This window comes from Pantoea sp. S61 (genome assembly GCF_016625145.1).
GTDB classification, from domain to species: Bacteria; Pseudomonadota; Gammaproteobacteria; order Enterobacterales; family Enterobacteriaceae; genus Pantoea; species Pantoea rwandensis_B.
Genome location: NZ_JACVUO010000034.1, coordinates 1 through 23,749 on the forward strand (window position 1 = coordinate 1; position 23,749 = coordinate 23,749).

Annotated in this window: 22 protein-coding genes; 7 read left to right on the top strand and 15 right to left on the bottom strand. The window is 52.5% G+C overall.

Translation table 11 applies throughout. The features are described from left to right. The 3 genes from IAE30_RS28830 to paoC form a co-directional block, all read left to right on the top strand. Positions 1 to 379: 2Fe-2S iron-sulfur cluster-binding protein (locus IAE30_RS28830; RefSeq protein WP_200681516.1), on the top strand; the 379-nt coding region annotated here is incomplete at its 5' end. Further along, positions 376 to 1,332 (top strand): xanthine dehydrogenase family protein subunit M, encoded by a 957-nt coding sequence (locus IAE30_RS28835; RefSeq protein WP_200538863.1) that lies wholly within the window; start codon positions 376 to 378, stop codon positions 1,330 to 1,332. The genes IAE30_RS28830 and IAE30_RS28835, both read left to right, overlap by 4 nt. After that, positions 1,329 to 3,527 carry an aldehyde oxidoreductase molybdenum-binding subunit PaoC gene (gene paoC, locus IAE30_RS28840; RefSeq protein ID WP_200681517.1) on the top strand — a complete coding sequence of 733 codons (2,199 nt, stop codon included), beginning with the start codon at positions 1,329 to 1,331 and terminating at the stop codon, positions 3,525 to 3,527. The genes IAE30_RS28835 and paoC overlap by 4 nt, the downstream gene beginning before the upstream one ends. 189 nt (positions 3,528 to 3,716) lie before the next feature. Here the strand turns inward: paoC and IAE30_RS28845 are convergent, their stop codons facing one another. From IAE30_RS28845 to IAE30_RS28860, 4 genes are all read right to left on the bottom strand, one after another. Then, positions 3,717 to 3,977, bottom strand: a complete 261-nt coding sequence (locus IAE30_RS28845; RefSeq protein WP_200681518.1) for a hypothetical protein — start codon at positions 3,975 to 3,977, stop codon at positions 3,717 to 3,719. Between the two features lie 273 nt (positions 3,978 to 4,250). Then, the gene (locus IAE30_RS28850) at positions 4,251 to 5,780 is read right to left on the bottom strand and encodes a Fic family protein (RefSeq protein ID WP_200681520.1); all 1,530 of its coding nucleotides are present in this window, start codon (positions 5,778 to 5,780) and stop codon (positions 4,251 to 4,253) included. Between the two features lie 310 nt (positions 5,781 to 6,090). After that, on the bottom strand, positions 6,091 to 6,393 hold the full coding sequence (locus tag IAE30_RS28855; RefSeq protein ID WP_045814971.1) for a hypothetical protein: 303 nt from the start codon (positions 6,391 to 6,393) through the stop codon (positions 6,091 to 6,093). Between the two features lie 415 nt (positions 6,394 to 6,808). Then, positions 6,809 to 7,693 carry an alpha/beta fold hydrolase gene (locus tag IAE30_RS28860; protein WP_200681521.1) on the bottom strand — a complete coding sequence of 295 codons (885 nt, stop codon included), beginning with the start codon at positions 7,691 to 7,693 and terminating at the stop codon, positions 6,809 to 6,811. Between the two features lie 85 nt (positions 7,694 to 7,778). Between IAE30_RS28860 and IAE30_RS28865 the strand changes: the two genes are divergently transcribed. Next, positions 7,779 to 8,135: a MerR family transcriptional regulator gene (locus IAE30_RS28865; protein WP_200681522.1), complete on the top strand. Its 357-nt coding sequence runs from the start codon at positions 7,779 to 7,781 to the stop codon at positions 8,133 to 8,135. A 103-nt stretch (positions 8,136 to 8,238) separates the two neighbouring features. Next, positions 8,239 to 9,354: a metallophosphoesterase gene (locus tag IAE30_RS28870; protein ID WP_200681523.1), complete on the top strand. Its 1,116-nt coding sequence runs from the start codon at positions 8,239 to 8,241 to the stop codon at positions 9,352 to 9,354. Between the two features lie 179 nt (positions 9,355 to 9,533). Here the strand turns inward: IAE30_RS28870 and IAE30_RS28875 are convergent, their stop codons facing one another. After that, positions 9,534 to 10,304: an arylamine N-acetyltransferase gene (locus IAE30_RS28875; RefSeq protein ID WP_200538855.1), complete on the bottom strand. Its 771-nt coding sequence runs from the start codon at positions 10,302 to 10,304 to the stop codon at positions 9,534 to 9,536. A gap of 36 nt (positions 10,305 to 10,340) precedes the next feature. Here IAE30_RS28875 and IAE30_RS28880 point away from each other — a divergent pair, with 36 nt between their 5' ends. Further along, positions 10,341 to 11,873 (top strand): PLP-dependent aminotransferase family protein, encoded by a 1,533-nt coding sequence (locus IAE30_RS28880; RefSeq protein WP_200538854.1) that lies wholly within the window; start codon positions 10,341 to 10,343, stop codon positions 11,871 to 11,873. A gap of 19 nt (positions 11,874 to 11,892) precedes the next feature. Here IAE30_RS28880 and IAE30_RS28885 read toward each other — a convergent pair whose 3' ends face one another. Further along, positions 11,893 to 12,984, bottom strand: a complete 1,092-nt coding sequence (locus IAE30_RS28885) for an NADH:flavin oxidoreductase/NADH oxidase (protein WP_200681524.1) — start codon at positions 12,982 to 12,984, stop codon at positions 11,893 to 11,895. Positions 12,985 to 13,117: 133 nt separating this feature from the next. Here IAE30_RS28885 and IAE30_RS30320 point away from each other — a divergent pair, with 133 nt between their 5' ends. Then, positions 13,118 to 13,303 carry a DUF2256 domain-containing protein gene (locus IAE30_RS30320; RefSeq protein ID WP_200681526.1) on the top strand — a complete coding sequence of 62 codons (186 nt, stop codon included), beginning with the start codon at positions 13,118 to 13,120 and terminating at the stop codon, positions 13,301 to 13,303. Between the two features lie 17 nt (positions 13,304 to 13,320). Here IAE30_RS30320 and IAE30_RS28895 read toward each other — a convergent pair whose 3' ends face one another. The 9 genes from IAE30_RS28895 to IAE30_RS28935 form a co-directional block, all read right to left on the bottom strand. Further along, a complete protein-coding gene (locus tag IAE30_RS28895; protein ID WP_200681527.1) occupies positions 13,321 to 14,772 on the bottom strand; it encodes a sugar porter family MFS transporter in 1,452 nt (483 codons plus the stop codon). A 263-nt stretch (positions 14,773 to 15,035) separates the two neighbouring features. Next, positions 15,036 to 15,623 carry a pyridoxamine 5'-phosphate oxidase family protein gene (locus IAE30_RS28900; RefSeq protein WP_234472896.1) on the bottom strand — a complete coding sequence of 196 codons (588 nt, stop codon included), beginning with the start codon at positions 15,621 to 15,623 and terminating at the stop codon, positions 15,036 to 15,038. 181 nt (positions 15,624 to 15,804) lie between these two features. Further along, positions 15,805 to 18,015, bottom strand: coding sequence for a ferric-rhodotorulic acid/ferric-coprogen receptor FhuE (gene fhuE / locus IAE30_RS28905; RefSeq protein ID WP_200681528.1), 2,211 nt, complete (start codon positions 18,013 to 18,015; stop codon positions 15,805 to 15,807). Between the two features lie 798 nt (positions 18,016 to 18,813). Beyond that, complete coding sequence (locus IAE30_RS28910) at positions 18,814 to 19,065, bottom strand: Lrp/AsnC ligand binding domain-containing protein (protein WP_200538896.1); 252 nt, start codon at positions 19,063 to 19,065, stop codon at positions 18,814 to 18,816. 136 nt (positions 19,066 to 19,201) lie between these two features. Next, positions 19,202 to 19,579, bottom strand: a complete 378-nt coding sequence (locus IAE30_RS28915) for a type II toxin-antitoxin system VapC family toxin (protein WP_200538848.1) — start codon at positions 19,577 to 19,579, stop codon at positions 19,202 to 19,204. Further along, the gene (locus tag IAE30_RS28920) at positions 19,579 to 19,782 is read right to left on the bottom strand and encodes a type II toxin-antitoxin system VapB family antitoxin (protein ID WP_045832076.1); all 204 of its coding nucleotides are present in this window, start codon (positions 19,780 to 19,782) and stop codon (positions 19,579 to 19,581) included. The genes IAE30_RS28915 and IAE30_RS28920 overlap by 1 nt, the downstream gene beginning before the upstream one ends. Positions 19,783 to 20,116: 334 nt before the next feature. Further along, complete coding sequence (locus IAE30_RS28925; RefSeq protein WP_200538847.1) at positions 20,117 to 21,193, bottom strand: oxidoreductase; 1,077 nt, start codon at positions 21,191 to 21,193, stop codon at positions 20,117 to 20,119. A 16-nt stretch (positions 21,194 to 21,209) separates the two neighbouring features. After that, positions 21,210 to 21,953: a DeoR/GlpR family DNA-binding transcription regulator gene (locus tag IAE30_RS28930; RefSeq protein ID WP_200538846.1), complete on the bottom strand. Its 744-nt coding sequence runs from the start codon at positions 21,951 to 21,953 to the stop codon at positions 21,210 to 21,212. A 413-nt stretch (positions 21,954 to 22,366) separates the two neighbouring features. Next, positions 22,367 to 23,740 carry a homoserine dehydrogenase gene (locus IAE30_RS28935; RefSeq protein WP_200538845.1) on the bottom strand — a complete coding sequence of 458 codons (1,374 nt, stop codon included), beginning with the start codon at positions 23,738 to 23,740 and terminating at the stop codon, positions 22,367 to 22,369. Between the last annotated feature and the right edge of the window lie 9 nt (positions 23,741 to 23,749).

The following is a 23,749-nucleotide window of genomic DNA, read 5'->3' on the forward strand; positions in this document are numbered from 1 at the left end:
CGGTGCCTGTACCGTTATCGTAGATGGGCGACGCATTAATTCATGCCTCACGCTGGCGGTGATGCAGCAGCACGCTGAGGTCACCACCATTGAAGGCCTGGGGACGCCGGACAATCTGCACCCGCTACAGGCTGCATTCATCAAACATGATGGCTATCAGTGCGGTTACTGCACGCCGGGACAGATTTGCTCTTCCGTGGCCGTTCTGAAAGAGATTGCAGACGGGATCCCCAGCCACGTTTCCTCAGACCTGCTGGAGCAGCCAACGCGGCATGCAGATGAAATTCGCGAGCGTATGAGCGGCAATATCTGCCGCTGCGGGGCCTACGCCAATATCCTTGCCGCCATTGAAGACTACGCGGAGGGTCAGACATCATGAAAGCCTTCAGCTATGAAAAAGTCACCTCTCCTCTGGAAGCCGCCAGGCGCGTACAGCAAAACCCCGGCGCAAAGTTTATTGCTGGCGGCACCAACCTGCTGGATTTAATGAAGCTGGAGATAGAAACGCCCGCTCATCTCATTGATGTGAACGGATTGGCGCTGGATAAAGTTGAGCCCACCCAGCAAGGTGGGCTGCGTATCGGTGCGCTGGTGCGTAACACCGATCTTGCCGCTGACATGCGGGTGCGCAGGGATTACGCGGTTCTTTCACGTGCCTTGCTCGCGGGGGCGTCCGGTCAGTTACGTAATCAGGCCACGACCGCAGGAAATCTGCTCCAGCGCACGCGCTGCCCTTACTTCTATGACACCCATCAGCCCTGCAATAAACGTCAGCCCGGCAGCGGCTGTGCGGCGATCGGGGGTTACAGCCGTCAGCATGCCGTGGTGGGTGTCAGTAACGATTGTATCGCGACCCATCCCAGCGACATGGCCGTAGCCATGCGACTGCTGGATGCCACCATCGAAACGGTCAGCCCGGATGGCAGCGAGCGCGCAATTCCTATCGATGAATTCTACCGCGCTCCAGGTCAGACACCTCACCTTGAAACGGTGCTTAACGCTGGCGAATTTATTACCGCGGTCTTACTGCCGCCCCCGGTGGGAGGCACGCATATTTACCGTAAGGTGCGCGACCGCGCCTCTTATGCTTTTGCGCTGGTTTCTATTGCCGCTATCGTACACCGCGATAACTCAGGAAGGATCGCCGTGGGCGGTGTGGCGCACCAGCCCTGGCGGCGGACATCGGCTGACAACGAACTGCCCAAGGGTTCTCAGCCGGTTTTCGATAAGTTGTTTGAGGATGCGCAACCTACGGCGGATAACCAATTTAAGCTGGTACTGGCGAAGCGCACCCTGGCTTCGGTGCTGGCAGAAGCGAGGGCAAAACCATGAAATTTGAGAAACCTGCCGGCACCAATCCTATTGACCAGCTCAGATACGTGGGACGCCCCTTAGATCGCATTGATGGTCCGCTCAAAACCACCGGTAGCGCGCCTTACGCCTATGAATGGCATGATGAAGCGCCCGATGTCGCGTATGGGTACGTGGTGGGCAGCCCGATTGCCAAAGGAAAAATGACTTCACTCATTACCGCAGCCGCTGAAGGTGCTCCGGGCGTCTTAGGCGTTGTCACGGCCAGAAACGCGGGCAAACTCGGTAAGGGAGAGATGAACACGGCAACGTTGCTGGCTGAATACCATATCGAACATTACCATCAGGCTGTGGCATTAGTTGTCGCTGAAACGTTTGAACAGGCACGTGCGGCAGCCCAGCTGGTAGAAGTTAGCTATCAGCAAGAAGAAGGGGTTTACAGCCTTGAGGATGCGAAACCCTCCGTCACCTCTCCACCCGAAGATACTCCGGATAAAATCGTAGGAGATGCAGAGCGTGCCCTGAGTGAAGCGGCGTTTGTGCTGGACCAAACCTATACCACGCCGGACCAAAGCCATATGGCCATGGAACCTCATGCTTCAATGGCCATGTGGGATAAAGACAGGGTAACGGTCTGGACATCAAATCAGATGATTAACTGGTGCCGATCCGATCTCGCGAAGACCCTGAACCTGCCGCTGGAAAAAGTGCGGGTGCTGTCGCCTTATATTGGCGGGGGTTTTGGCGGAAAGTTGTTTCTGCGCAGTGATGCCCTGCTGGCTGCTTTAGGTGCACGTGTCGTTAAACGTCCGGTAAAAGTGATGCTGCCCCGGCCAATGATCCCCAATAACACCACCCATCGACCGGCGACGATCCAGCATATTCGCATGGGTACCGACAAGTCCGGACATATTACGGGCATTTCGCATATTAGCTGGTCGGGTAACTTGCCGAACGGTACGCCTGAGACCGCAGTACAACAGACGGAACTCCTTTATGCCGGAGCCAACCGTCTGACGGGCCTGCGTCTGGCAACGCTTGATCTGCCTGAAGGCAATGCGATGCGGGCACCAGGTGAAGCGCCGGGATTAATGGCGCTGGAAATTGCCATTGATGAGATGGCAGAAAAAGCGGGCATCGATCCGGTGCAATTCCGCATACTGAATGATACTCAGGTTGATCCCGCCGATACCCAACGCCCCTTCTCACGCCGCCAGCTGATTGAGTGTCTGCGCACCGGCGCAGATAAATTCGGCTGGCAAAAGCGTAATGCATCACCTGCGCAGGTGAGAGACGGGCGCTGGCTGGTGGGCTTAGGTGTGGCCGCTGGATTCCGCAACAATCTTGTTGCACCCTCCGGTGCACGGGTGCATCTGGATGCACAAGGCATCGTTACCGTCGAAACTGACATGACGGATATTGGTACCGGCAGCTACACCATCATCGCCCAGACGGCGGCAGAAATGATGGGCGTGCCTGTCGAACAAGTCATAGTGAAACTGGGGGATTCAGATTTCCCGGTCTCAGCGGGATCGGGTGGCCAGTGGGGCGCGAATACCTCAACGGCCGGCGTTTATGCCGCCTGTGTGAAACTGCGTGAGCAAGTGTCGACAACACTCGGCATCAATCCTGATGAAGCAGAGTTTGTTGAGGGTGAAGTTCGCTCGGGTCATCGCAGCGTGCCGCTGACTGCAGCAGCGGCTCAAGGCACTCTGACGGCAGAAGACACCATTGAGTTTGGCGATCTCGATCAGCAGTATCAGCAATCCACCTTTGCCGGGCATTTTGCCGAGGTAGCCGTGGATATCTACACAGGGGAAGTGCGCGTGCGCCGCATGTTGGCTGTCTGTGCAGCGGGTCGAATACTCAACCCGAAAACCGCGCGTAGTCAGGTCATCGGCGCGATGACAATGGGCTTAGGTGGCGCACTGATGGAAGAACTCGCGGTGGATACCCGGTTGGGATTCTTTGTCAATCACGACATGGCGGCCTATGAAGTGCCGGTTCATGCTGATATTCCCGATCAGGAAGTCATCTTTCTTGAAGATGCCGACCCGGTCTCTTCGCCGATGAAAGCCAAGGGCGTGGGTGAACTGGGATTATGCGGTGTTGGTGCGGCTATTGTGAATGCCATTTACAACGCGACGGGTGTCAGGATAAGGGATTATCCGGTTACGCTGGATAAACTTTTAGCAGCATTACCTCAGACCGCGTAGCGCTGCCCGGATAGAATGACCCGCTGTACTGTCAAAAGACCGTGCAGCGGGTTTGCGTCATATTCATATTAATAAGTCTCGGCCGTCAACGTAACAGCATTATTGAAATGCCAACCCTGCAATGAGGCTAAAATTCGCTGAAATAGATTAGCTAGTTTGAATATCATTCGAAATGAGAACTCATTGATGTCAGAAAACAGAAACAGGCATCGGTTTTAAATAATTGATATGCTGCCAGACATCCCAATTATCAAAGGGGTCTGCGTTTCCGTTCCCAGCATAGAGATATCGCTGAGCATCATTCGTCATTCTTCCTTTCAAAACAGCATGAAATCTGAACTTTTCATATTTTCCCGTTACAGGATTTTGTACATCAATATGGGTACTACTGCGTGGCACTTTCGTAATATAGGGTTTCTGTCCTTCTCTGAAAATGATGCAATCGTCCATAACGCCTCCTATTAGTTAATGCTTATAAAGCATAACGACTGACGAAGGGATGACAATAGGCATTTGTCCGATAATCACATTGAGGCAACATTAACAAACTCGCGTGATGGATATCATTAAACACCTAATGTTAAGAAAACATGTTAAACCCTCCCCTATTAGAATCAATATTTCCGTGTAAAATGTTAATATTAAGCATTATTTTTGAAATATTTTTTAATAATTTAAAATACACCTAATTTATATTTTCGCCATCAAACCAAAAAGTCGAACCTAACTCCCCTCCTCAAACGCCGACTTAACCGCCACCATAATCTTTTCCGCCCTTGCAGCATCCTCCAACTGTGGATACTCCTTCCTCAGTTTCCCCGACACCTGCCAGCCATTTTCCTTCAATGACCGGATAATGCGATTTGCATCCTGATCCGGCATCTCCAGCACTTCTTTCAGTCTCTCCTGCGCCTGCTGGAAAATCGTCAACACTCTGGCTTCATCGGCCATTTCCACGCGCACGGTGTGCTCAATCACCTTAGCGGTGTACAGCACGTGCGAGGTTAAATCCGGATAGCGCCAGGCGAAACGGGCATCATCATAATCAGAGAAAGAAAAGTTGCTCGGTGTACCGTCGTCATACGTCACGATCTCGCCGAAATGGCAGGAGGTCGCGTAGCGGCGCATCAGACGTTTTGAGAACACTTCAAGCGTGCGGTCATAGCCCACGCGGAAATCCAGTGAGCTGGTAATACTGGCCGAGACCGGCAGAATAACGCCCTCTGGGATGGCGCCGTCGCGTATCAATGAATCATTAATCAGGAAGCGGTGAATACGCCCATTCCCGTCGCGCATCGGATGAATATAGACAAAGCCGAAAGCAATCACGCCCGCTCTTGCCAGAGGCTCGGCGCCACGCGTGGCGAGCTCAAATTCTTGCAATCCACGCATAAACTGCGGCAGGTCTTCAAATTGTGGCGCCACGTAATGCACGATGTCCTCGCGCATCGTGGCCTGTCCGACAAACACCGGCGAGCGTCGCAGCCCTAAACCGAGGGCATCATGGCCAAGAATCCCTTTTTGCAGAATATGCAGGCTTTCGTCACTGAGTGGATCGTCGATTTGGCCGCAATATTGCGCGATCACATGCGCGAAACGCTGAATACGATCGGCCTGTTCTGCCTCTTTCTCAATCAAAAAGCTGGCCCTGGATTCTTTGAAGGTTAGCCAGCTGGCGGTTCGCAGCAGAACATCTGCGCCAAAGGTATCATCCAGTTCATGCAGTGCTGCCGTGACATCAAAGGCAATGGCATGCTCAACCTCAGGCGTGCGGCGAATCACAGGACAAAAGTCAGGTGAGCCAGGTAAGTTATCGTTGATTCGCCAGCGTTTATTCTTGATTGCTGCAGTTCGCGTCAGATAATCCTTCGCGGGAATCGCTGCAACATAGCCGCCGTTGGCCACATCAGGCACGTTGATGAGCGTATTACCCGTCAGCCACTCATAGAGAAAGCCGGTGCGGCGTGCGTACTGGCCAAAGGGTTCTCGCAGGCACCAGCTTTCAATCGGTTCAGGGCCGATGGCAGCGAAGAGGCGGGCAAAAAACTCCAGATGGATCTCTTCATATTTGAGGCCGAAAGCAAAATGGCCTGAGAAGCTATCATCAGGCTGATAGCTGGCAGGATAGCGCTTCTCGATGCGTCCCTGGTTCTCATGCGTGGCGCGAACCGTGCCAATAGATGATTCCACCCGCAGTGGCTGAACCAGTTCAATGTGATAGCGCTTACAGAGCGCCTTAAATCCCACCAGCATCAGCTGAATCCTTTAATTTCTAAGTGAAAACGATAATTTTAAACCACTGTAGCGCTAAAATGATAATTTAGCGACGCAACTCTGATAATTCGCTCGCAAAAACACTAACAAAAGCGCGAGGTAAAACGAAAATGATAATGGCAGGATGGCGAAGAGATAATCAGATGTAAGGCGCGTAGGATTGATGAGGTTTGAGGTTTGAGGTTTGAATACGTTAGAGGACAGCCGCAGTCATTCCCGGCTGCCATCATAAACATTGCGGTCTTCGGACAAGCCATGATGCTACGACTGACACACTAGCACTCAACACTTAATCCCGGACGAGATTGCTAAAATTCTGGAACGACTCTTCCACCAGAATATTGACGTGACAAAAGACTTCCTGATCAGACTGGCGGTCATAACGGAAAAAGCGTGATATCACGACGCCCCGAAAAGAGGAGAGACTTTCATCCTCATCTGGATTACCGCCGATTTCCACAAAGTCACCCACTGACGGAATGAACATGACCGGTGTTTCCTCACCGGAGGTGCGAATAACACTGCCTGCGGGACTTGGCGTTTCGTCGCCGCGTCGTTTGTACTGAAAGTCGATGCTGTAGGTTATTTCCAATGTTACCTCTGGATGTTATCCGCTCGAATCGTCCATACGGACTGTGTCGTCCTGGGACGATAATAATATCAGAGGTAATAATCAGGAATAAATAGTAAATCATCGGGTTATTGCGTAAATAAACTTTCTTGAAGATTTATCTGCCAGTCAGGGGAAAATCATGCAGGAGTGACAAAGCACTGCTATATGAATATCTAATTGATAAATTGGAACATTAATTTCAGACAACATTTCCCGAATGTTACTGATTAAATAGAATTTCATTACCGCTTCGCTTTATTAGTCACCCTGGATGAACATACCGGTGAAAAAGCATTCCTGATGCGTTGCTCATCTCTCAAGATGTCATTCCCTCTGAACAGAGTTCAGCACGTCCTGCACTGAACCCTGTTCATTTTGAAAGGTTATGGCTAAATCAGAGCGCAGCAGCAAAAGCGGCTAAGTCATGATTAAAACGCGCTGACTCCTCAATAAAGGGAGCATGGCCGGAGTGACGATAGATGCGCGTTTGAATAGCGGGATTCATCTGCTTCGCTCTGTTCAGCGATGCCGCAGGATTAATCAACGCGTCATGCTCACCGTAAATAAACAGTAACGGTACACGGACGTGCTTGAGCCCCTGCGCCAGTGGGATTATCATCGACATCACTGCACGCTGCATCGGCCAGCCAGCCATTGCAGCGTTAGCCAACAGCCGTTCAAAGGTTATGCGGTCTGGTTGTTGGTAGAAACAAAGCTGCAAAAAGGCTTTCTCACCATCGAGATGCGTTTTTAAATCTTCCGAGACCATGTCGCGATAAACCTTGTCGTGCGCGGGGATTAACTCAGGGGTAAGTTCCACCACACCATCAACATAGATCGCACCACTGATCTGCTGGTCACCGAATGCCGCCAGATAGTTGGTCATCACCGCGCCGCCAAGCGACCATCCCACCAGCAGAGGATTTCGGGCATGGCTTTGTTCGATCACCGCTCTGAGATCCTCTGCCCAGCGCTTGCCATCGCTATAGGCCTGTGCCTGCTGCGGTTTGTCTGAAAGACCATGCCCGCGAAGATCAAACGTTATCAGGCGAAAGCGCTGGAGTTGCGGATCGTTGAGCTGTTTTTCCCAGTTAAGATGACTGCCTAACAAGCCATGGATAAAAATAATCGGCAATCCTCCAGGATTACCCGACTCTTGTACCGCGATCCGCACACCATCGGGGGCGGTGACGATGTAGTTCTTTTCCGCCGCAAAAAGCGCGGTAGAAAATAGCATGATTAAAAGTGCACAAAACGTGCGTGAGATGTTTAACAGCATAAAAAGCCTCCTGATATGAATGATTCCTGGCTATCCTGAACCCTGACATTGGTGTCAGAGTCAAGCGTCCTATTGGAGATGATTTATGCAGTTGGCGATTAGAGAGGTGGCGAAGCAGTCAGGCGTCAGCGTTCGGGCAATCCGTCATTATGATCGGCACGGTTTACTGACTTCAAAACGTGCCTGTAATGGTTATCGTTATTTTCCACCTCAGGCCGTAACACAGGTGCGGCAGATCCAACGGCTCATTAATATCGGTTTTAGCATTGCCGAAATCTGCTCCTTTCCCGATTGTATGCTGATGGTCGAAGGCGCGGCTTTCTGCCCGGAGACCCAGGCATTGCAGTACAAGCGGTTGGAGGACATCGAGCGCCAGATTAGCGAGTTGGAATCACGGCGGGTGCGATTGATGGCCACTCTGGCTGAGGGCATCGCTAAGTAGTTCCTTAGCGTTCGTTTTGATATGCGTTTTAAACCTTCATAACTCAAAAATGATGAGTTCAATTTTGCACTGATACAGTGCTTATCGACCAGGGAAGAGAGTGATGTTTCATCTGATTTTCAGCATACCGAGTTGGTATGTGATCGCACGTTTCGTTTTTCCATTAGCCATGCCATTAGTGTTAAAGATCATCTTATCTTTGGTGGTGTTACTGGCTTCACAATACTTGTTGATCAGCCGATTTACGCCGGGTGGCATCTTTTCCCCTGAAATGCCACGCGCGGTGATTATCCTGTTTAACTGGGCATTCGGAACGGTTTTGCTCCTCGCTTTTACCCAGTTCCTGATTGACGTTGTGACAGTGATTTCACTGCTGACCCGACACCCGCTGGTGATTACGCCCGGCGTGCGCTATCTGGCTGCGCTTTTTGCCATGGTGTTGTCCACCGTGGGCGTGCATCAGGCCATTCGTGTACCGCCGGTGAAAGAGGTGACGATTAACATCGACAACCTGCCGAAAGAGTTTGAAGGATATCAATTGCTTCAGCTCACTGATTTGCACATCACAAAACTTTTTAACGCAGCATGGACCACCGCCATGGTGAAAAAGGCGATGACGCTGGATGCTGACCTGATTCTGGTAACGGGCGATGTCATTGATGGCACCCTGGAAAATCGCAGAAATGACGTAGCGCCACTGAGGGGTTTGCATGCGCCAGACGGTGTTTATGCCATCACCGGTAATCATGAATATTTCTTTGAGCAGCAGCGCTGGACCGAACACCTCGCGACGTTGGGGCTACAGCCGTTGCTCAATAGCCACACAATCATTAAGCGCGGAGACGCAGAGCTAGTGATTGCCGGTCTTCCCGATGTCTCAGCTTCCCGCAGAGAGGCTACTGGCCCCGATCTCGAGCAGGCGCTGGCAGGTGTTCCCGCTAATGCCCCGGTGATATTGATGGATCATCAACCGCGTAATGCGCGTCAGAACGCCACGCATAAAGTCGATTTGCAGCTCTCCGGTCATACGCATGGCGGACTGATCGTCGGATTTGATCGGTTGTTTGTGAAACCCAACGCGGGCTTTGTTTCAGGGCTTTATGATGTGGATGACATGCAACTCTATGTCAATAACGGCACCGCGCTCTGGCCGGGAATGGCGATACGATTGGGACGACCTTCAGAACTCACGCGAATGACGCTGCAGCGAAAAGAGTAATGGAGAAGGGATTAGCGGGCTATTCGGTACAGAACGAATAGCCCGCATCATGAAGAACATGAAGCGCCATAAGTCTGCTGTTAAGGACTTATGGCTAACATCAAGGTTGCAGCCTTAACTTTTCAGAGGCTAAGTTTGCTAACAAAACGCAAAATCCCTGTTTCGCCCATTTGACTTGCCTATACGCGGCTGGCAAGCCCAAAGCGGCTTTGCAGCACAGCATCAATTTCCCCTTCCGCTAACTGCTGTTTTTCCACACCATGCGCTGTGACCGTTTTCAGCATATCGCCCAGCAGGATCTGCCGTCCCTCGGGGCGATGCTGCACGATAAGTAGTTTCTGCACAAAGATCGCATCAGGATGCGTAGAATTGAGGTAATTCGCCGGGGCAAAATCGATCCACTCCTGAGGTGACAAATCAAAGCCGTATTGATTGCACCACTCCCCCTCCACCTTGGCCTGCAACAGATACTCGCCATGCGCATCACGAGTGAGTTTGAAGGTGTCAAAATCCTGCTTAATGTCGCTATCAAGCTCATCTAACGCAATCGGTGCACGAATGCCGTAGCTGCCAAAGCCGAGATCGCACAACCACTCACGTCCATCAACTTCAGCCACCAGCGCCATATGGGTTTTCGGACGGCGCACCGGATAGAACATCGGTCTTGCTGCCACAAAACGATAACCGATGCCCAACGCTTCCAGCGCCATGGCGAACAGCCCGTTGACTTCATAACAGTAGCCGCCTCGCCCCTGGTACAGAATTTTTTCGCAAATGTCTTCGGGCACCAGCGAGACGATTTTCCCTGCCTGCACATCGAGATTCTCAAAAGGCACAGAGAACAGTTGATGGCGCATGATGGCATGCAGCGTGTCGGAATGAGCGGTCGCAGGGCCGTTGTAATTGATACGGCGGAAATAGCGGGAAAGATCGAAGTTATCGCAATGCATAGTGCCTCCTTGTCTGGTTCATGTTCGACACTATAGATGGCACCCGACATCGTCTGTATAGTCAGATTCATCAAAAATCAGACTGTACAGATCGACATGTCCGCCCTGCGATTATCGTCCCCGCATTACCGCCGCATTGCTGAAAGTCTGCGACACACCCTTGCCTCCGGTGCGCTGCGACCCGGCGATCGCATGATCTCCGCACGCAGACTGGCTGATCGTGAGCAGGTTAGCCTGCCAACGGCGCTGGAAGCGCTGCGTTGTCTGGAAGCAGAAGGCTTGATTGTTGCGCGTCCACGCTCGGGTTACTTCGTCTGCCAGAGAGGTATCTCACAGGAGATGCTGCCTGCGCGTGCACTGTCGGGGCCCGTGCCCGTGACCTTAGCAGCTGTCGCGCGTTCATTGTTCAGCAGTGCGGAAACCCGTTTGATACCGCTCGGCGCAGCGCTGCCCGATCCCCACTGGCTGCCGACGGATACACTGCAGCGAGCGCTGCAATCGGCAAGCCGTCGTCTGGATGCCCATGGACAAAGTTACAGCCTGCCACCAGGCAGGGCCGATCTGCGCAATAAGATCGCCGCACGCGCGGCACAGTGGGGAGCATGCTTTGGCGCCGATGACCTGGTGATCACCGCTGGTGCGACCCAGGCGCTTCGTCTGGCACTGCGTGCCGTGTGCCAGCCTGGCGATGCCGTTGCCATTGAGCAGCCAGCCTATTTCGGCACGCTCCTGCTGCTGGAGGATTTGGGCTTGAAGGCATTGCAAATCCCTACCGATCCGAAAGAGGGCTTGTTGCTGGCCCCGCTCGCTGACGCCATTAAGCAGCATCGGCCCGCTGCCGTGCTGGCTTCTCCTACCGTGCAAAACCCGCTTGGCGCCAGTATGTCCGTCGCGCGCAAGCAGGAACTGGTCGCATTGCTTGAACAGGCGGGCGTCCCGTTAATTGAGGATGATGTGTATGGCGATCTGGCCAGCGAGGGACAGCGGCCACCTGCCTGCAAGGCCTTTGATCAGAGCGGCAATGTGATTTATTGCAGTTCACTGTCCAAAACCCTCGCGCCCGGCTGGCGAATCGGCTGGATAGCCGCCGGGCGCTACCACACCCAGGTATTACAGGCGCGCATGGCGGGCGACTGGGCGGGTGCGCCATTACTCGAAGCCGCCACCAGCGACGTCCTGGCCAGTGGTGACTACGATCGGCATCTGCGGCGATTGAAAGTGCGGATTGCGGATGGCGTGCGCACCGTCATCGCACAAGTTGAAGCGAGCTTCCCGAAGGGTACGCGCGTCACTGCGCCAGAAGCGGGCTTTTTACTGTGGGTTGAACTCCCACCAGCGGTTGATGCGCTGGAAGTGCATCGTCGCGCGCTGGCGCTGGGCATCGGGGTGAGCCCTGGACCATTATTTTCACCTGGAGCGGCGCTACAGAACTTCCTGCGATTAAACTGTGCGAACCAACCAACGGCACAGCTGCTCAATGCCGTGGACCAGATTGGCACGATTTGTCACGAGCTCACGACTTCATCGCGCCCAGCGGGGTTCGAGATAATTGATGGCTCAGAATGTTGAGCCATCGGTAGAGTTCAAATTAAACCAGCGTCCCCTTCACACCATGCGGTTCAGAACGCAAATACTGTGACGGGGCTTTGACCTGCGCATTCAGCGCGGCAGCAGCCTGCCATGGCCAGTGTGGGTTATAAAGGACTGCTCGAGCCAACGCGACCAGATCGGCGTCACCCTGCTCCACCACCGATTCAGCCTGTTGCGGATCGGTAATCAAGCCCACGCCGATAACCGGAATCTTCACCTGCTGGCGGATATCGCGTGCGAACGGCAACTGATATCCCGGCCCCACAGTGATGGTTTGCTGTGGTGATAGTCCACCGCTCGACACATGCACATAATCACAGCCCTGCGCTTCCAGCTTCTGGCTAAACACAATGGATTGCTCAACATCCCAGCCCCCCTTTACCCAATCGCTGGCAGAGAGACGCACACCAACCGGAATCGAAGCAGGCACGGCAGCACGTACCGCCGCAAAGACCTCGAGTGGGAAACGTAAACGATTCTCCAGCGAACCACCGTATTGGTCCTGACGTTGATTGCTCAGCGGTGACAGGAACTGATGCAGCAGGTAACCGTGTGCAGCATGGATCTCAATCAGCTCAATACCCAGACGCACCGCACGCTTCGCGCTATCTACAAATGCCTGTTTGATACGTGACAGTCCCGCTTCATCCAGTGTGGTGGGTACATGATCCTGCTCTGCAAAGCCCAGCGCTGAAGGAGCAACGGTTTGCCAGCCACCTTCACTCTCCGGCAGTTGATGTCCTCCCTGCCATGGCGCACGGCATGAGGCTTTACGCCCTGCGTGGCCCAGTTGGATTCCCAGACGGATGGGTGACCAGGCGCGAATGTCAGAAAGCACACTGTGTAATGCGGCTTCTGTCTTGTCATCCCACAGCCCTAAATCTCCCGGTGAGATACGACCTATCGCTTCTACGGCGGTGGCCTCCAGAATCAGCAATCCTGCACCAGACAGCGCCAGTGAGCCTAAATGGATGCGGTGCCAGCTGCTTGCGCATCCCGCATCGGCGGAGTATTGGCACATCGGGGCAATCACAATGCGGTTCTCCAGCTCAAGCTCTCCGATATTTACGGCACTAAATAGTTGACTCATCTCGATTCCTTATCGTTGGTAGCGCAGCGCTGCGCTGGTTACTCAAGGTTATACCGTTTAACTCATTTTGTTGGTAAACAATGCCGTTAGCGTAAACAATGTATAGATCCGCATGTTAACGGCAGTATTAATAATGGAAAATCCATTGACGACGAAAACATTCAAAGTAAACAAACAAAACCTGCCCGTCCGCTATTGCAAACAGTGTCACAAACCCATGACCTGGCGAAAAAAGTGGGAGAAATGCTGGGAAGAGGTGCAGTTCTGCTCGGAGCGCTGCCGCCGTGCGGCGAGGAGCCACACGGACAGCAGCGAGTGATAGCTGGATTTCAGGCGCTACGCTGTTGGCGCAGTTTCATTAGGACTCTCGCCAAAATGTTCACGCATATGGGCTTCGATCTCCTCCAGCGATTTACCGCGAGTTTCCGGCAACATCACCGCGACAAACACCAACGATGCCACGTTGATGGCGGCAAAAATGAAGAAGGCATTATTCCCCACCAGCGACAGCAATGGCGGGAAAGCCAGGGCGACGAGGGCGTTACATATCCACTGAAAAGCCACGGCTGAACCCGTTAATACTCCGCGAACTTTCATCGGGAACAATTCAGACATCAGCAGCCAGTACACGGGCGAGATACACATCTGCATAAAGAACAGAAACACCAGGATGCAAGCTAACGCCAGCAGGCTCTGCGTCAAGCTGTGCGGCAACAGCACCAGCACAGCGCCCAGCGCCAGCTGCATGGCGATCACCACCGATAGCCCAGTCATCAGCATAGGACGGCGACCGAAATGGCTGATGGCTTTGATACCGGCAAAAGTTGCCAGCACCGACACCACGCCGTTGCCAATCGTGGCGGCGATCGACGCACTGGTTCCCAGACCGGTGCTTTTGAGAATGATAGGCGTGTAATACATAAAGGCGTTCACACCGGTGAATTGTGCAACGATCCCCATGCCGCAGCCCAAGAGCAGCAGTCGCACTATCCATTTTTCTTTCAGCAGTTCTCGAGCGGGTGGCCCCTGGCGGGCTTCGCGCGCGTTCTGCCGCATCTCCGCCATCTCTTTTTTAATTTCGCGCGGGTTCTCTCGCAATTTACGCAGGATACGCAGCGCCTCATTGACGCGCCCTTCGGCCACCATCCAATGCGGTGAAGCCGGGACAAAGAAGGTGCCAATAAACAGCAAAATGCCGGGAATCATCGCCAGCGACAGCATATAGCGCCACATACTCGGGTCATGCAGCAGCAGGCTCATAGCCGCACTGACGATGTAAGCCAGTAACTGACCGGACACAATCATCAACTCGTTACGACTGACCAGAGGCGCACGACGTTTCGGACCCGCAATCTCAGCGATAAACACCGGAACCGTTGAGGATCCTCCCCCCACCGCAAATCCAAGGATAAAGCGCATCACCACCATAATTTCAAGATTAGGGGCGATGGTCGTGCCCAATGCACCCGCCACAAACACCACCGCAAGGCTACGCAGCGTAATTCTGCGGCCAAAGCGGTCAGAGACATAGCCGCTAACGAAGGCTCCGATGGCGGAACCGAACGTGAGCGCGGAAGTGACCAGCCCTTCGGTAAAAGGCGTGAGATTCAGCCCACCCTGCGAGATCGGCAGAGTCATATAGGGCAGCGCACCCGAAATGATGCCGGTGTCGTAGCCGAACGCCAGAGCGCCCATGGTTGCCACTAACACCACAAAAAACAGACGTTGCTTAACAGTGAAATTCAGAGGTCCGCCGTCATCAGACGGTGGCTGGGAAGGGTTTTGCATTTGAGCTTCCATGGGTTGCAAAAAACACGGCCAAAGCCCGTGTAAAGAAAGGTATGAGTATAGTCAGGATTTGAAAAATGAGATCTAAATCACGGTAATTCATTAAGCCAGTGTCTTTTTGCCGACAGGTTCACCGTCTTATTTCAAATCCTCATACAAGCGTGACCATTGACGGCGTGCACATCACACGAAAAGCGATGGATGCGCGACAGAGGAACTGCGAAGGTGATTAGGGCACTGGCTTAGAACAGGCGCAGCAACCCTCAGGGGTTAATCCATTGGAAGGATGTCAGACTTCCCGATGGGGAATAATTCAAACGTGCCCTGCGGTTGTCATTTCGCTGTAACTGAAACAAATCCAGTGACTCCGCCTGAAAAACCAGCACACCAAAATGGCGCTGACCGTCTTCCCCGCCCTCCTCATCTTGAGCATGACGAACAGGTTCGCTCTGAGACAGCAATGCATCTCCGGGCGGCCCGCCGGTATAACTCCTGCGCGTCCAGACTGATAGCCCTAGCCAGGTTTGCTCGGCGAGAGCGCTTGTTGATTCATATTGTTTAAAATGACCCTGCAAACGTAACTGCAAGCGCGTTTGTGAGCAAAAACCTAATATCGTTGCGGCGGGGTTAATGGCTAATTCCTGCCATTTTGCACTGCGGATATCGGTGTGAAACTCAAGCAGCCGATTTGGGTGGTCCGTTCGCCTTAACACCATCATACGAGCCTGCGGTTTCAGTTCACTATCGATGGTGCAGACATTCAGATAACGAAACCCAGCGTGGGGATCGTTTGCTGCTGCGTTGAGTTCCTGCCAGGCCATGGCATCAATATTTTCAGGTTCTGCTGTCAAAAGTCACCCCCTCTCATGTAAAGAATGACGTTAAGTATAGGGACTCGTGCGCTTTCATTGAGGTACTAATAGCTTTAAAAGGGGGGAAACACTGGAGACGCTGAACCCTCCGCACACAAGGTACGAAGGGTTCAGACAGCAGATTATGCCAGGGCCTTTCTCCGTGGAGAATTCAGCCGAATCAGAATCGGTAGTTCGCCGAGATGGATACGTTACGCGGTTCGCCGTACACGGTGTTTCTGCCGACATCAATGTTGTAGGTTTTGTCGAACAAGTTGTTCAGGTTAGCCTGCACAGAGAGCTGTTTGGTGACCTGATAGCGACCGAACAGATCCACCAGCGCATAGCTGCCTTGTTCAGCATACAGCGTTGAAGTCCCGCCAGGACCTGCCACGTTATCCCAGGTGTGCGTCTGCCAGTTCACGCCGCCACCCACGGTCAGATCCTGCAGCATCGGCAGACGATAGCTGGTGAACAACTTCAGTGAGGTACGAGGCTGCGTTGGGTTCAGCGCGGCATTATCGCCATCTTTCGCCACGTAACGTGTTGCACCAAAGGTCATTTGCAGGTTGTCGGTCACTGCGCCGTTGATCTCAAATTCAACGCCTTTGCTCACCGTACCGTTCTGCTCGTAATAGGCGTAATCGGTGCTGCCCGAAACCAGCGCATAATCCGTCGCGCCCAGGTGATCCTGTTCGATGCGGAACACCGCCAGCGACGCGGTGAAACGGCTGTTCATCCAATCACCCTTGATCCCGGTTTCATAACTTTTACCGGTGACAGGTGTGAGATAAGCACCCTGCGCGTTACGATAAGTCTGCGGTTTGAAAATCGAGGTGTAGCTGGCGTACGCGGAATAGGTGTCGTTGATGTCATACACCAGGCCCGCATACGGCGTGATGTTGTTCTTCTCCATATTCTGCGTCAGCGTTTTGGCGTTGTATTGCGTGTAACGGGCGCCAAGGATCAGATGCAGTGGACCGGCCAGTGAAATGCGCGTGGCTAAATAAGCGGATTTCTGACGGATCACATTATCCTGAGACAGTGCCTGGTCGTCCCAATCCGGTTCTGGATAATTACCCCAGTCATTAAAATCACCCACGTCTGCCGAGGTAAAGCTGGTGGAAGCACCGACATAGCGATCGTGCTGACGGATATAAGTGACACCCGCCATTAACTCATGCTGGCGACCAAAGAGCTCATACGGCCCCGTGACATAGGCGTCTGCGGTATCTTCTTTGCGTTTTGCGGTGTTGTAGCCAGTGCCGCCTAACAAATCATAGCCTTCATAAGGGCCTATACCGATACCGGTCGATTTATCAAAGTAACCATCGATATACAGCAGCTTACTGTCCATGGTCGCTTCAGTGTGCGAGCCGCTCAGGTTGAGCTCCCAGCCGTTATTAAATGTCTGCTTCAGGCTGGCGAACACCTTTTTGGAATCGCTGTTGTTATAGGCCCAATCTGGCGCGATATTGGTGCTGCGGGAGTAATTGCTTTTGCTGCCGTCGAGGTAAAACGTCGGCAAGCCACCCCAGGTCGCACCTTGTATGTTGGTTTCCTGGTAATCGTAACCCAGTGTCAGTGTCGTGGAGTCGGTGAGATCGGCCGCGACGGTGCCATACAGGAATTTCTTCTGTGTATGGTAGTGATCCAGCCAGCTGTCGCCATCCTGATAGCCCGCCACCACGCGACCCCGCACGTTTCCTGATTCGGTCAACGGACCCGAGAGATCGGCTACGTAGCGCTGGGTGTCCCAGCTGCCATAGCTGGCTGAGAGATTACCCTGAAACGTTTTGCTGTCTGCCTGCTTGTGTACCATATTCACGGAGGCCGCCGGGCTACCCGCTCCGGTCATCAGACCCGTTGCACCACGCACCACTTCAACGCGGTCATACACCGCAGTATCTGACAGGGTATCACCCAGATTCCAGGCACTATCAATCAGTGCTGGCACACCATCGATTTGGTAGTTATCGATCATGAACCCGCGAGAGTAGAAGTTGCTGCGGTTGGCACCGGAGTTGAACTGGCTGACGCCCGTTGTGTTGGTTAAGACGTCAGTTAACGTCTCCAGCTTCTGATCCTGCATACGCTGTTTGCTGATGACAGAAATCGATTGCGGCGTGTCGCGCGCGGTCAGCGCTAATTTCGTCGCTGCACGTGTAACAGGGACGTTGTAGTCCGTGTCCTGACTGTTGTTACTGCTTCCGGCAGCCGCGGTGACTTCCAGCGTTTGCTCCTGAGTGTTGGTTTCAGCAGCGGAAACTTTCGGGCTGTGTATAGCGGTGGCGATAACCAGTGCCAGCAGTGAGAGTACGGGCAAGGTTTGGATGCCACTAACGTTATTATTCGCTTTTATTAACCTGGCTGGACGTGAAGAACGAGACATTATCATCCTTTGAAATTTGTTATTAATGAGATGACTGGTGGGTGTTCAGATGCGCAAACGCCCAACTCCGTCAGGATTTGAGACAGAATTCCCTGTAAAACCTATTTTCAGATCCGACTACAGCAGGGAGCGTTTTCGCGTGAAAGAGACGCACAGCAACAGATTCCCCACCCGCCCAAGAAAGCGAATGAGAATTATAATTATTATGATTCACTGAGCAAGTTATTTACGGTAATGACGGAAAATAAACAGAACTTACGCTAAACTTATTACTTCAGGTGATAATCCCTTACGGACATAGTAAAAATAAATCGGTCTTAGCGTTGAAACTTATTCAATTTCTTTGCTGTCTCAAATATTGAAATATCGTAGCAACCTTCCAACAGACAGTTATTGAGGGTGACTCGATGAAATAATTAATAACGCATTTATTTTCGCTTTCGCATTAATCTCTATTCCCGCATGTTAAATGGACAATACAGGCCGGAAGGCGTTTATTTGACTTAATCACACTAATGATTCATTCCCTGATTCAATTCAGGTTCCCAACGACAGTCTCATGATTGTTAAATAACCGCAAAACTGACCCAATTAAACCCTCTCGAAGTGAAATCATAACGATATGATATGTAACAACATAAAACATGGATTGACGACCTCGGGGTTTAGAGGCAGGAACCTACACTGACCTGAAATAGTTTTTTCAGTTTCTGCGCACGATGCTTATTGCAGGGAAAGCAACGCTGCCCAACCTCAGCGCTGGGTTGGGAAATGAAGATATAGCGAAGGTGACGATTCCTACTTCCAGCTCGTAACGCCATAGGCAATCACGTTCAGCGGTTCACCGCGTTGCGGACAAGGCTGGCGGAGAACGATACGGCTGGCAAATTTTTCAATGCCGATATCGTCCTCCAACAGGCGCTCCATTAGATCCTGAAACATCGATATGGTGGGCGCGATAATCTTGAGCAGGTAATCGTAACCGCCACTGACGTTGTAGCAATCCACAATCTCTTGGTGACTGCTCCTCGCCCTTTGGCCGGGGAGCAGTCAACCACTGTGACAGTGAATAACCCTAACTGGCAGCGGCGAATATCGGAACGCGTCTGATTGGTATTGAAGACTATGAAGGCGGGTCCATCTGGCTATGATTGTGTGGTGGGATAACTTAACGATGAAGTTAAGGTTAGTGAACAGGCTGATAACCTACATTAAGATGATTGGCTAACTTAACGAGCCGTTTATCGAGCGTCCAGAGCGTTGCTCCGGGGGTAATGAGAGCAGATGCAAGCAAGGTGATATCCACCAGGCCACACCCGTGTCCGTACAGCATTTTATTTTCAATAAATGCCATCACCTCACCCATGCTGGCTTGGTGGCATTGCGGTAACAGATTCAGGTCACGGAGTGTGCGCACGCGGGGCGCTGGCGGAGTGCCGCAGGCAAGTTCTCCAATCACCATTGGATGAATCAATACCAGGTCCCCGCTCAGTAACCGTACTAACTCTTCATTTCTGTTTTTGAAATGATCTACCCAGACAGATGTATCAACCAGAATGGACATTATGCAGACGGTTCCTCGCGACGGCGGGGAATGCTTTCCATTTCAGGCGCGGTGCCACCCAATGAAGCAAGGCGCTTTGCCGCTTGTACCCGAACAAACGTTTTCATCGCTTCACGGAAAATATCAGCCTTGTCCATATCTGGATCAGCCATATCCAGAGCCTGAGCATACAGCACATCATCAATCGTCACTGTAGTACGCATCTTGCCACCTCATATGATTCAAAAACTGATGTCATCATGCATCAAAATATGAATCAGGTCAATTTCTCACCGCGATGATGACTCTGGTAAAAAGCGAGCAACATCGACGGTAATGATGTTCGTAACTAAGCGCATACTTTTCACCAAATTTCACCCTTCATTGTCCTGGTTGAAATCTTGCGAAGACGATCAGGACATCAATCGCGCTGCTATCGGAGATGTGAGATTCCATTGCGGCACGATTAATTCCATGCATGACAGGCTTGCCAGAGACGTTAAACCGCTGGCAGACTTGTTCCAGCGTATAAAAGCTTTTCCAGAAAACGCAGCCCGGTTAACTCAGTTGATAAAACGCCCCAATCTCAGCTTCACTCAGCGCAAGTTTCTGCACCGAGCCGGTCTCCGATGAGCGCACCGCGGCTTCAAGCACCGCCATGACTGCAATCGCCTGAGCGGGAGAAACAGGATTGGCCTGCTTGCCCGCCAGCGCATCACGCACCTGAATGTAGTACTGACGCTGGTCGCCTTTGGGCGTTTTAACTGACGTGACTTGCAGATTGCTGTCGAAAACCATCAAATCATCCTGATCTTCGCCCCAGGTCGCAGAGCCCGGCACGATTCCCGCAAGGAGCTGTGCTTCCTGCTGGTCGGCTTTGGGTTTAACAATACTGCCTTTATCCCCGTGAACGGTAAACCGTGACACGCCACCCGCGGCGAGCATGCTGGCATGCAGGATCACTTTATGCTCCGGGTAGCTCAGTGTGACGTGCGCCCAGTCATTGCTTTTGCCGCCATGACGCAGGACGGCGATGTCACCAGCAATGGTTTCAGGCAGCCCAAACAGTTGCAGAGCCTGATCGATCACATGAGGACCAATGTCGAACCATAAACCGCTGCCAGGAATATCGTGCTCTCTCCAGCGATCGCGCACCTCCGGACGGAAGCGATCGATGTGAGACTCATAATGTTTAACCTGACCAATCGCGCCAGAATCGATGACCTTCTTGACCCCCAGGTAGTCGGTATCCCAGCGGCGATTTTGAAATACTGAAAGCAGTAATTTCTTCTCGCTGGCCAGTGCCGCCAGTTCTCTGGCCTCTTGCAGATCCAGCGTGAAAGGTTTATCCACCACCACATGCTTGCCGGCGTTCAGCGCCATTTTAGCTAAAGGCGCATGAGTCGCATTGGGCGAGGCGATGACCACCAAATCAATATCTGTATGCTGGATGGCCGCTTCCGGAGAATCGAGAACAATGACCTCAGGCAGGTCTTTTTTGACCTTCTCCTCACTGCCGGATGAAACAACATGAAGTTTCAAACCGGGAACGGATTGAATTAAAGGGGCATGAAATGTTTTGCCGACAAATCCGTAACCGATCAGTGCAACATTAATTTCTTTCTCAATACTCATCTCTGTCTCCTTGCCATTAAGATTGTGTGATGCTGACCTGCGTTGAACCGCTAACGTCAAACTCATTCCAGGGCGCATCAAGGAAGAGTTGATGGATATCGGTCAACGGTGCGACCAGATAGGGTTCACAGCGGTTGAGCTTCATATGATCGGCCACCACCCAGTGTTCGCTGCTGGCTGCCAGCATGGCACGCTTCACTTCAGCGTCCCCCTCCTGGCTTGCACTCAGTCCAAAGCGGGCATGCAGCGCACAGGCACCCAGAATGGCGATGTCTGCACGATACTTTTCAAGCAGAGATAGTGTGGCGCTTCCGGAAAACAGCCGTTGTTGCTTGTCCCATTTGCCGCCCAAAAGAATGAGTTCGACATCCGGCTTATCACTGAGGTGATGGGCAATATCCAGTGACGTGGTAATAACCGTTGCTGGGCCTTTAAGCAGCGTGGCGACAGCCAGCACTGTGCTGCCCGCATCCAGAAACAGCGTGGCACCTGCCGGTATTTTTTCCGCCACTCGCCTGCCAAGGTCGATTTTGACGTCGGGAATAAGAGCACTGCGCTGGTGGCGATTCATCGCAGACAGATCCAGCGCCACGGCTCCCCCATGGTTTTTTTGCGCCAGTCCCCGTTTTTCCAGATCGGCCAAATCGCGACGCACGGTGTCCGCAGAAACCTGCAGCTGCTCTACGAGCTGCCCAATTCCCACCTGCCCTTGCTCAAGAAGCAGTTCCATCAATAATTTTTGTCTGGCTGTTTTATGCATGCCAACCTCAAAGCCGCAAAATACTGCAATAGACAGCAGAATACCGCAAAAAAGTTGCAGTTAATATCTTTTCTACAGCATTCGAACGCTCGCTGGATCAACAGCACTGGCGAGCGATATAAGGATAACAGTCAAAGGGATGGGAATGTTAAGACACGGCACGGACGGGATATCGGGTTCGGATGCAGTTGAAGCCGTCAAATCTGCTGTTCTTACCGCCGCGACTGATGGTCCTAACAGAGTTTGTTAAGAGGGATCGTGACTGCATCGGCACTTACGGCAACTGTAATAATGATGTGACCGCCTATGCGCTGCCGTACAGAACTTAATGAAATAATTAGCCGGGTTACGGGTGGCGTAATCCGGCTTAGGGTGCAGATAATCGGTTGCGTTCTACGTCTGCTACATAGCCCTTAATGCTCCATGTCCCAACTTTCCTGCCAGGCAGTCCAAAGCAGCGAATCCTCCATCTCAAGCGCATCAAGCTTGATAAGTTCACCTGCCGCCACATCGCGAGTCAGGACTTTATTTGAGAGCAAGTAGTAAGGGGCCACCTGCTCAGCGTCCGCTTTTGCTAAAAGGCGTGCACTGACATCAGGAATAGTATGGTGATGTCCGCCCATTTCCAGCAGCTCGCCCTTTTTCAAATCACGATCCGCATAACCCGCCATCACGGCATATATTGCTTGTTGGGTCGATCCTGATGAACGCTGATGGAGTACGGCAGAGAAGATGGAGTGCGGTGATTCCAGACCCATAAAATGGTACGGCAGATAAATACACGCGTATTTACGATTGCGTCCCACCACATGCCCTTTACCCGCGAGCATTTTCCAGGTGGCATCATCCTTACAGCGTACAATGATAAATACCCCGCCGCCGAAGCTGACTTCATCATCACGGCGCAGACAGTTGAAAACATCGACCACCCCGGTTTGCGTCAGAATGCCGCCCTCTTCCACCGGGATGAAGACATCTGCCAGTTCACTGATGTGACAGAGCGGATAGTTCAACGCATCACAGGCGGGTACCAGCGCAGCTGAGTTTGCGACCACATTCATTTCGCAATAATCAGGTGTGGCACTCAAAGGAAGCATACTGAGCAGAGCTTTACGTTCAGCCAGCGTGTGTTGTACGTCCTCTCCCAGCGCCCAATGCCCGGCTAGCGCCTTCGCATCAACCTTGCGACCGCAGTAATCCAGCTCCCCGCTGGCTTGTGACCAGACATAGTCATATTCACTGGATTTACCCGCAGCGATAACGTCGAAGCCAAGGACGCGAGCCCAGGTGATGAGTCCCAATAAGTTGGCAGGCTGGTCACCATCCACTGTGGTATAAACGGCGTTATGTTTTAACGCCATGTTGTTCAGCCAGGGCCCTGCCACCGAGTCAGTCTCTTTGCTGACCATTCCCACATGCACACCGCGTTGTAATGCATTCACTGCAATCCGCACACTGATCTCAGGCTTACCTGTGGCCTCAATCACCATATCCAGCTCAAGGTTATCCAGCAGATTAAAATCAGCAACAATGGCTGTCTTCCCCTGCGCCTGGGCGTCCAGTGTGGAAGCAGCATCGTCACACACTGTGGCTTCTTTACCGTAGTTCAACTCCTGCAGCAGGTCCTGTGCACCCTGCGTGTTCAAATCGCACAATGCCACGATGTCCAATGACGGAATGTCACGGCACTGCACCAGTAGTGAGCGGCCAAATCCGCCCGACGCTCCGGTCACCGCAATGCGGATACGGCGCGATTTCAGTGCATCAAACAACAGTTCGTAATTCATGATGTTACC

Excerpts from the sequence above, each read along its gene's own strand:
- IAE30_RS28835 (WP_200538863.1), top strand. The coding sequence starts at position 376 with ATGAAAGCCTTCAGCTATGAAAAAGTCACCTCTCCTCTGGAAGCCGCC.
- paoC (WP_200681517.1), top strand. The coding sequence starts at position 1,329 with ATGAAATTTGAGAAACCTGCCGGCACCAATCCTATTGACCAGCTCAGA.
- IAE30_RS28845 (WP_200681518.1), bottom strand. The coding sequence starts at position 3,977 with ATGGACGATTGCATCATTTTCAGAGAAGGACAGAAACCCTATATTACG.
- IAE30_RS28850 (WP_200681520.1), bottom strand. The coding sequence starts at position 5,780 with ATGCTGGTGGGATTTAAGGCGCTCTGTAAGCGCTATCACATTGAACTG.
- IAE30_RS28860 (WP_200681521.1), bottom strand. The coding sequence starts at position 7,693 with ATGCTGTTAAACATCTCACGCACGTTTTGTGCACTTTTAATCATGCTA.
- IAE30_RS28865 (WP_200681522.1), top strand. The coding sequence starts at position 7,779 with ATGCAGTTGGCGATTAGAGAGGTGGCGAAGCAGTCAGGCGTCAGCGTT.
- IAE30_RS28870 (WP_200681523.1), top strand. The coding sequence starts at position 8,239 with ATGTTTCATCTGATTTTCAGCATACCGAGTTGGTATGTGATCGCACGT.
- IAE30_RS28875 (WP_200538855.1), bottom strand. The coding sequence starts at position 10,304 with ATGCATTGCGATAACTTCGATCTTTCCCGCTATTTCCGCCGTATCAAT.
- IAE30_RS28880 (WP_200538854.1), top strand. The coding sequence starts at position 10,341 with ATGGCACCCGACATCGTCTGTATAGTCAGATTCATCAAAAATCAGACT.
- IAE30_RS28885 (WP_200681524.1), bottom strand. The coding sequence starts at position 12,984 with ATGAGTCAACTATTTAGTGCCGTAAATATCGGAGAGCTTGAGCTGGAG.
- IAE30_RS30320 (WP_200681526.1), top strand. The coding sequence starts at position 13,118 with ATGGAAAATCCATTGACGACGAAAACATTCAAAGTAAACAAACAAAAC.
- IAE30_RS28895 (WP_200681527.1), bottom strand. The coding sequence starts at position 14,772 with ATGCAAAACCCTTCCCAGCCACCGTCTGATGACGGCGGACCTCTGAAT.
- fhuE (WP_200681528.1), bottom strand. The coding sequence starts at position 18,015 with ATGTCTCGTTCTTCACGTCCAGCCAGGTTAATAAAAGCGAATAATAAC.
- IAE30_RS28915 (WP_200538848.1), bottom strand. The coding sequence starts at position 19,579 with ATGTCCATTCTGGTTGATACATCTGTCTGGGTAGATCATTTCAAAAAC.
- IAE30_RS28920 (WP_045832076.1), bottom strand. The coding sequence starts at position 19,782 with ATGCGTACTACAGTGACGATTGATGATGTGCTGTATGCTCAGGCTCTG.
- IAE30_RS28925 (WP_200538847.1), bottom strand. The coding sequence starts at position 21,193 with ATGAGTATTGAGAAAGAAATTAATGTTGCACTGATCGGTTACGGATTT.
- IAE30_RS28930 (WP_200538846.1), bottom strand. The coding sequence starts at position 21,953 with ATGCATAAAACAGCCAGACAAAAATTATTGATGGAACTGCTTCTTGAG.
- IAE30_RS28935 (WP_200538845.1), bottom strand. The coding sequence starts at position 23,740 with ATGAATTACGAACTGTTGTTTGATGCACTGAAATCGCGCCGTATCCGC.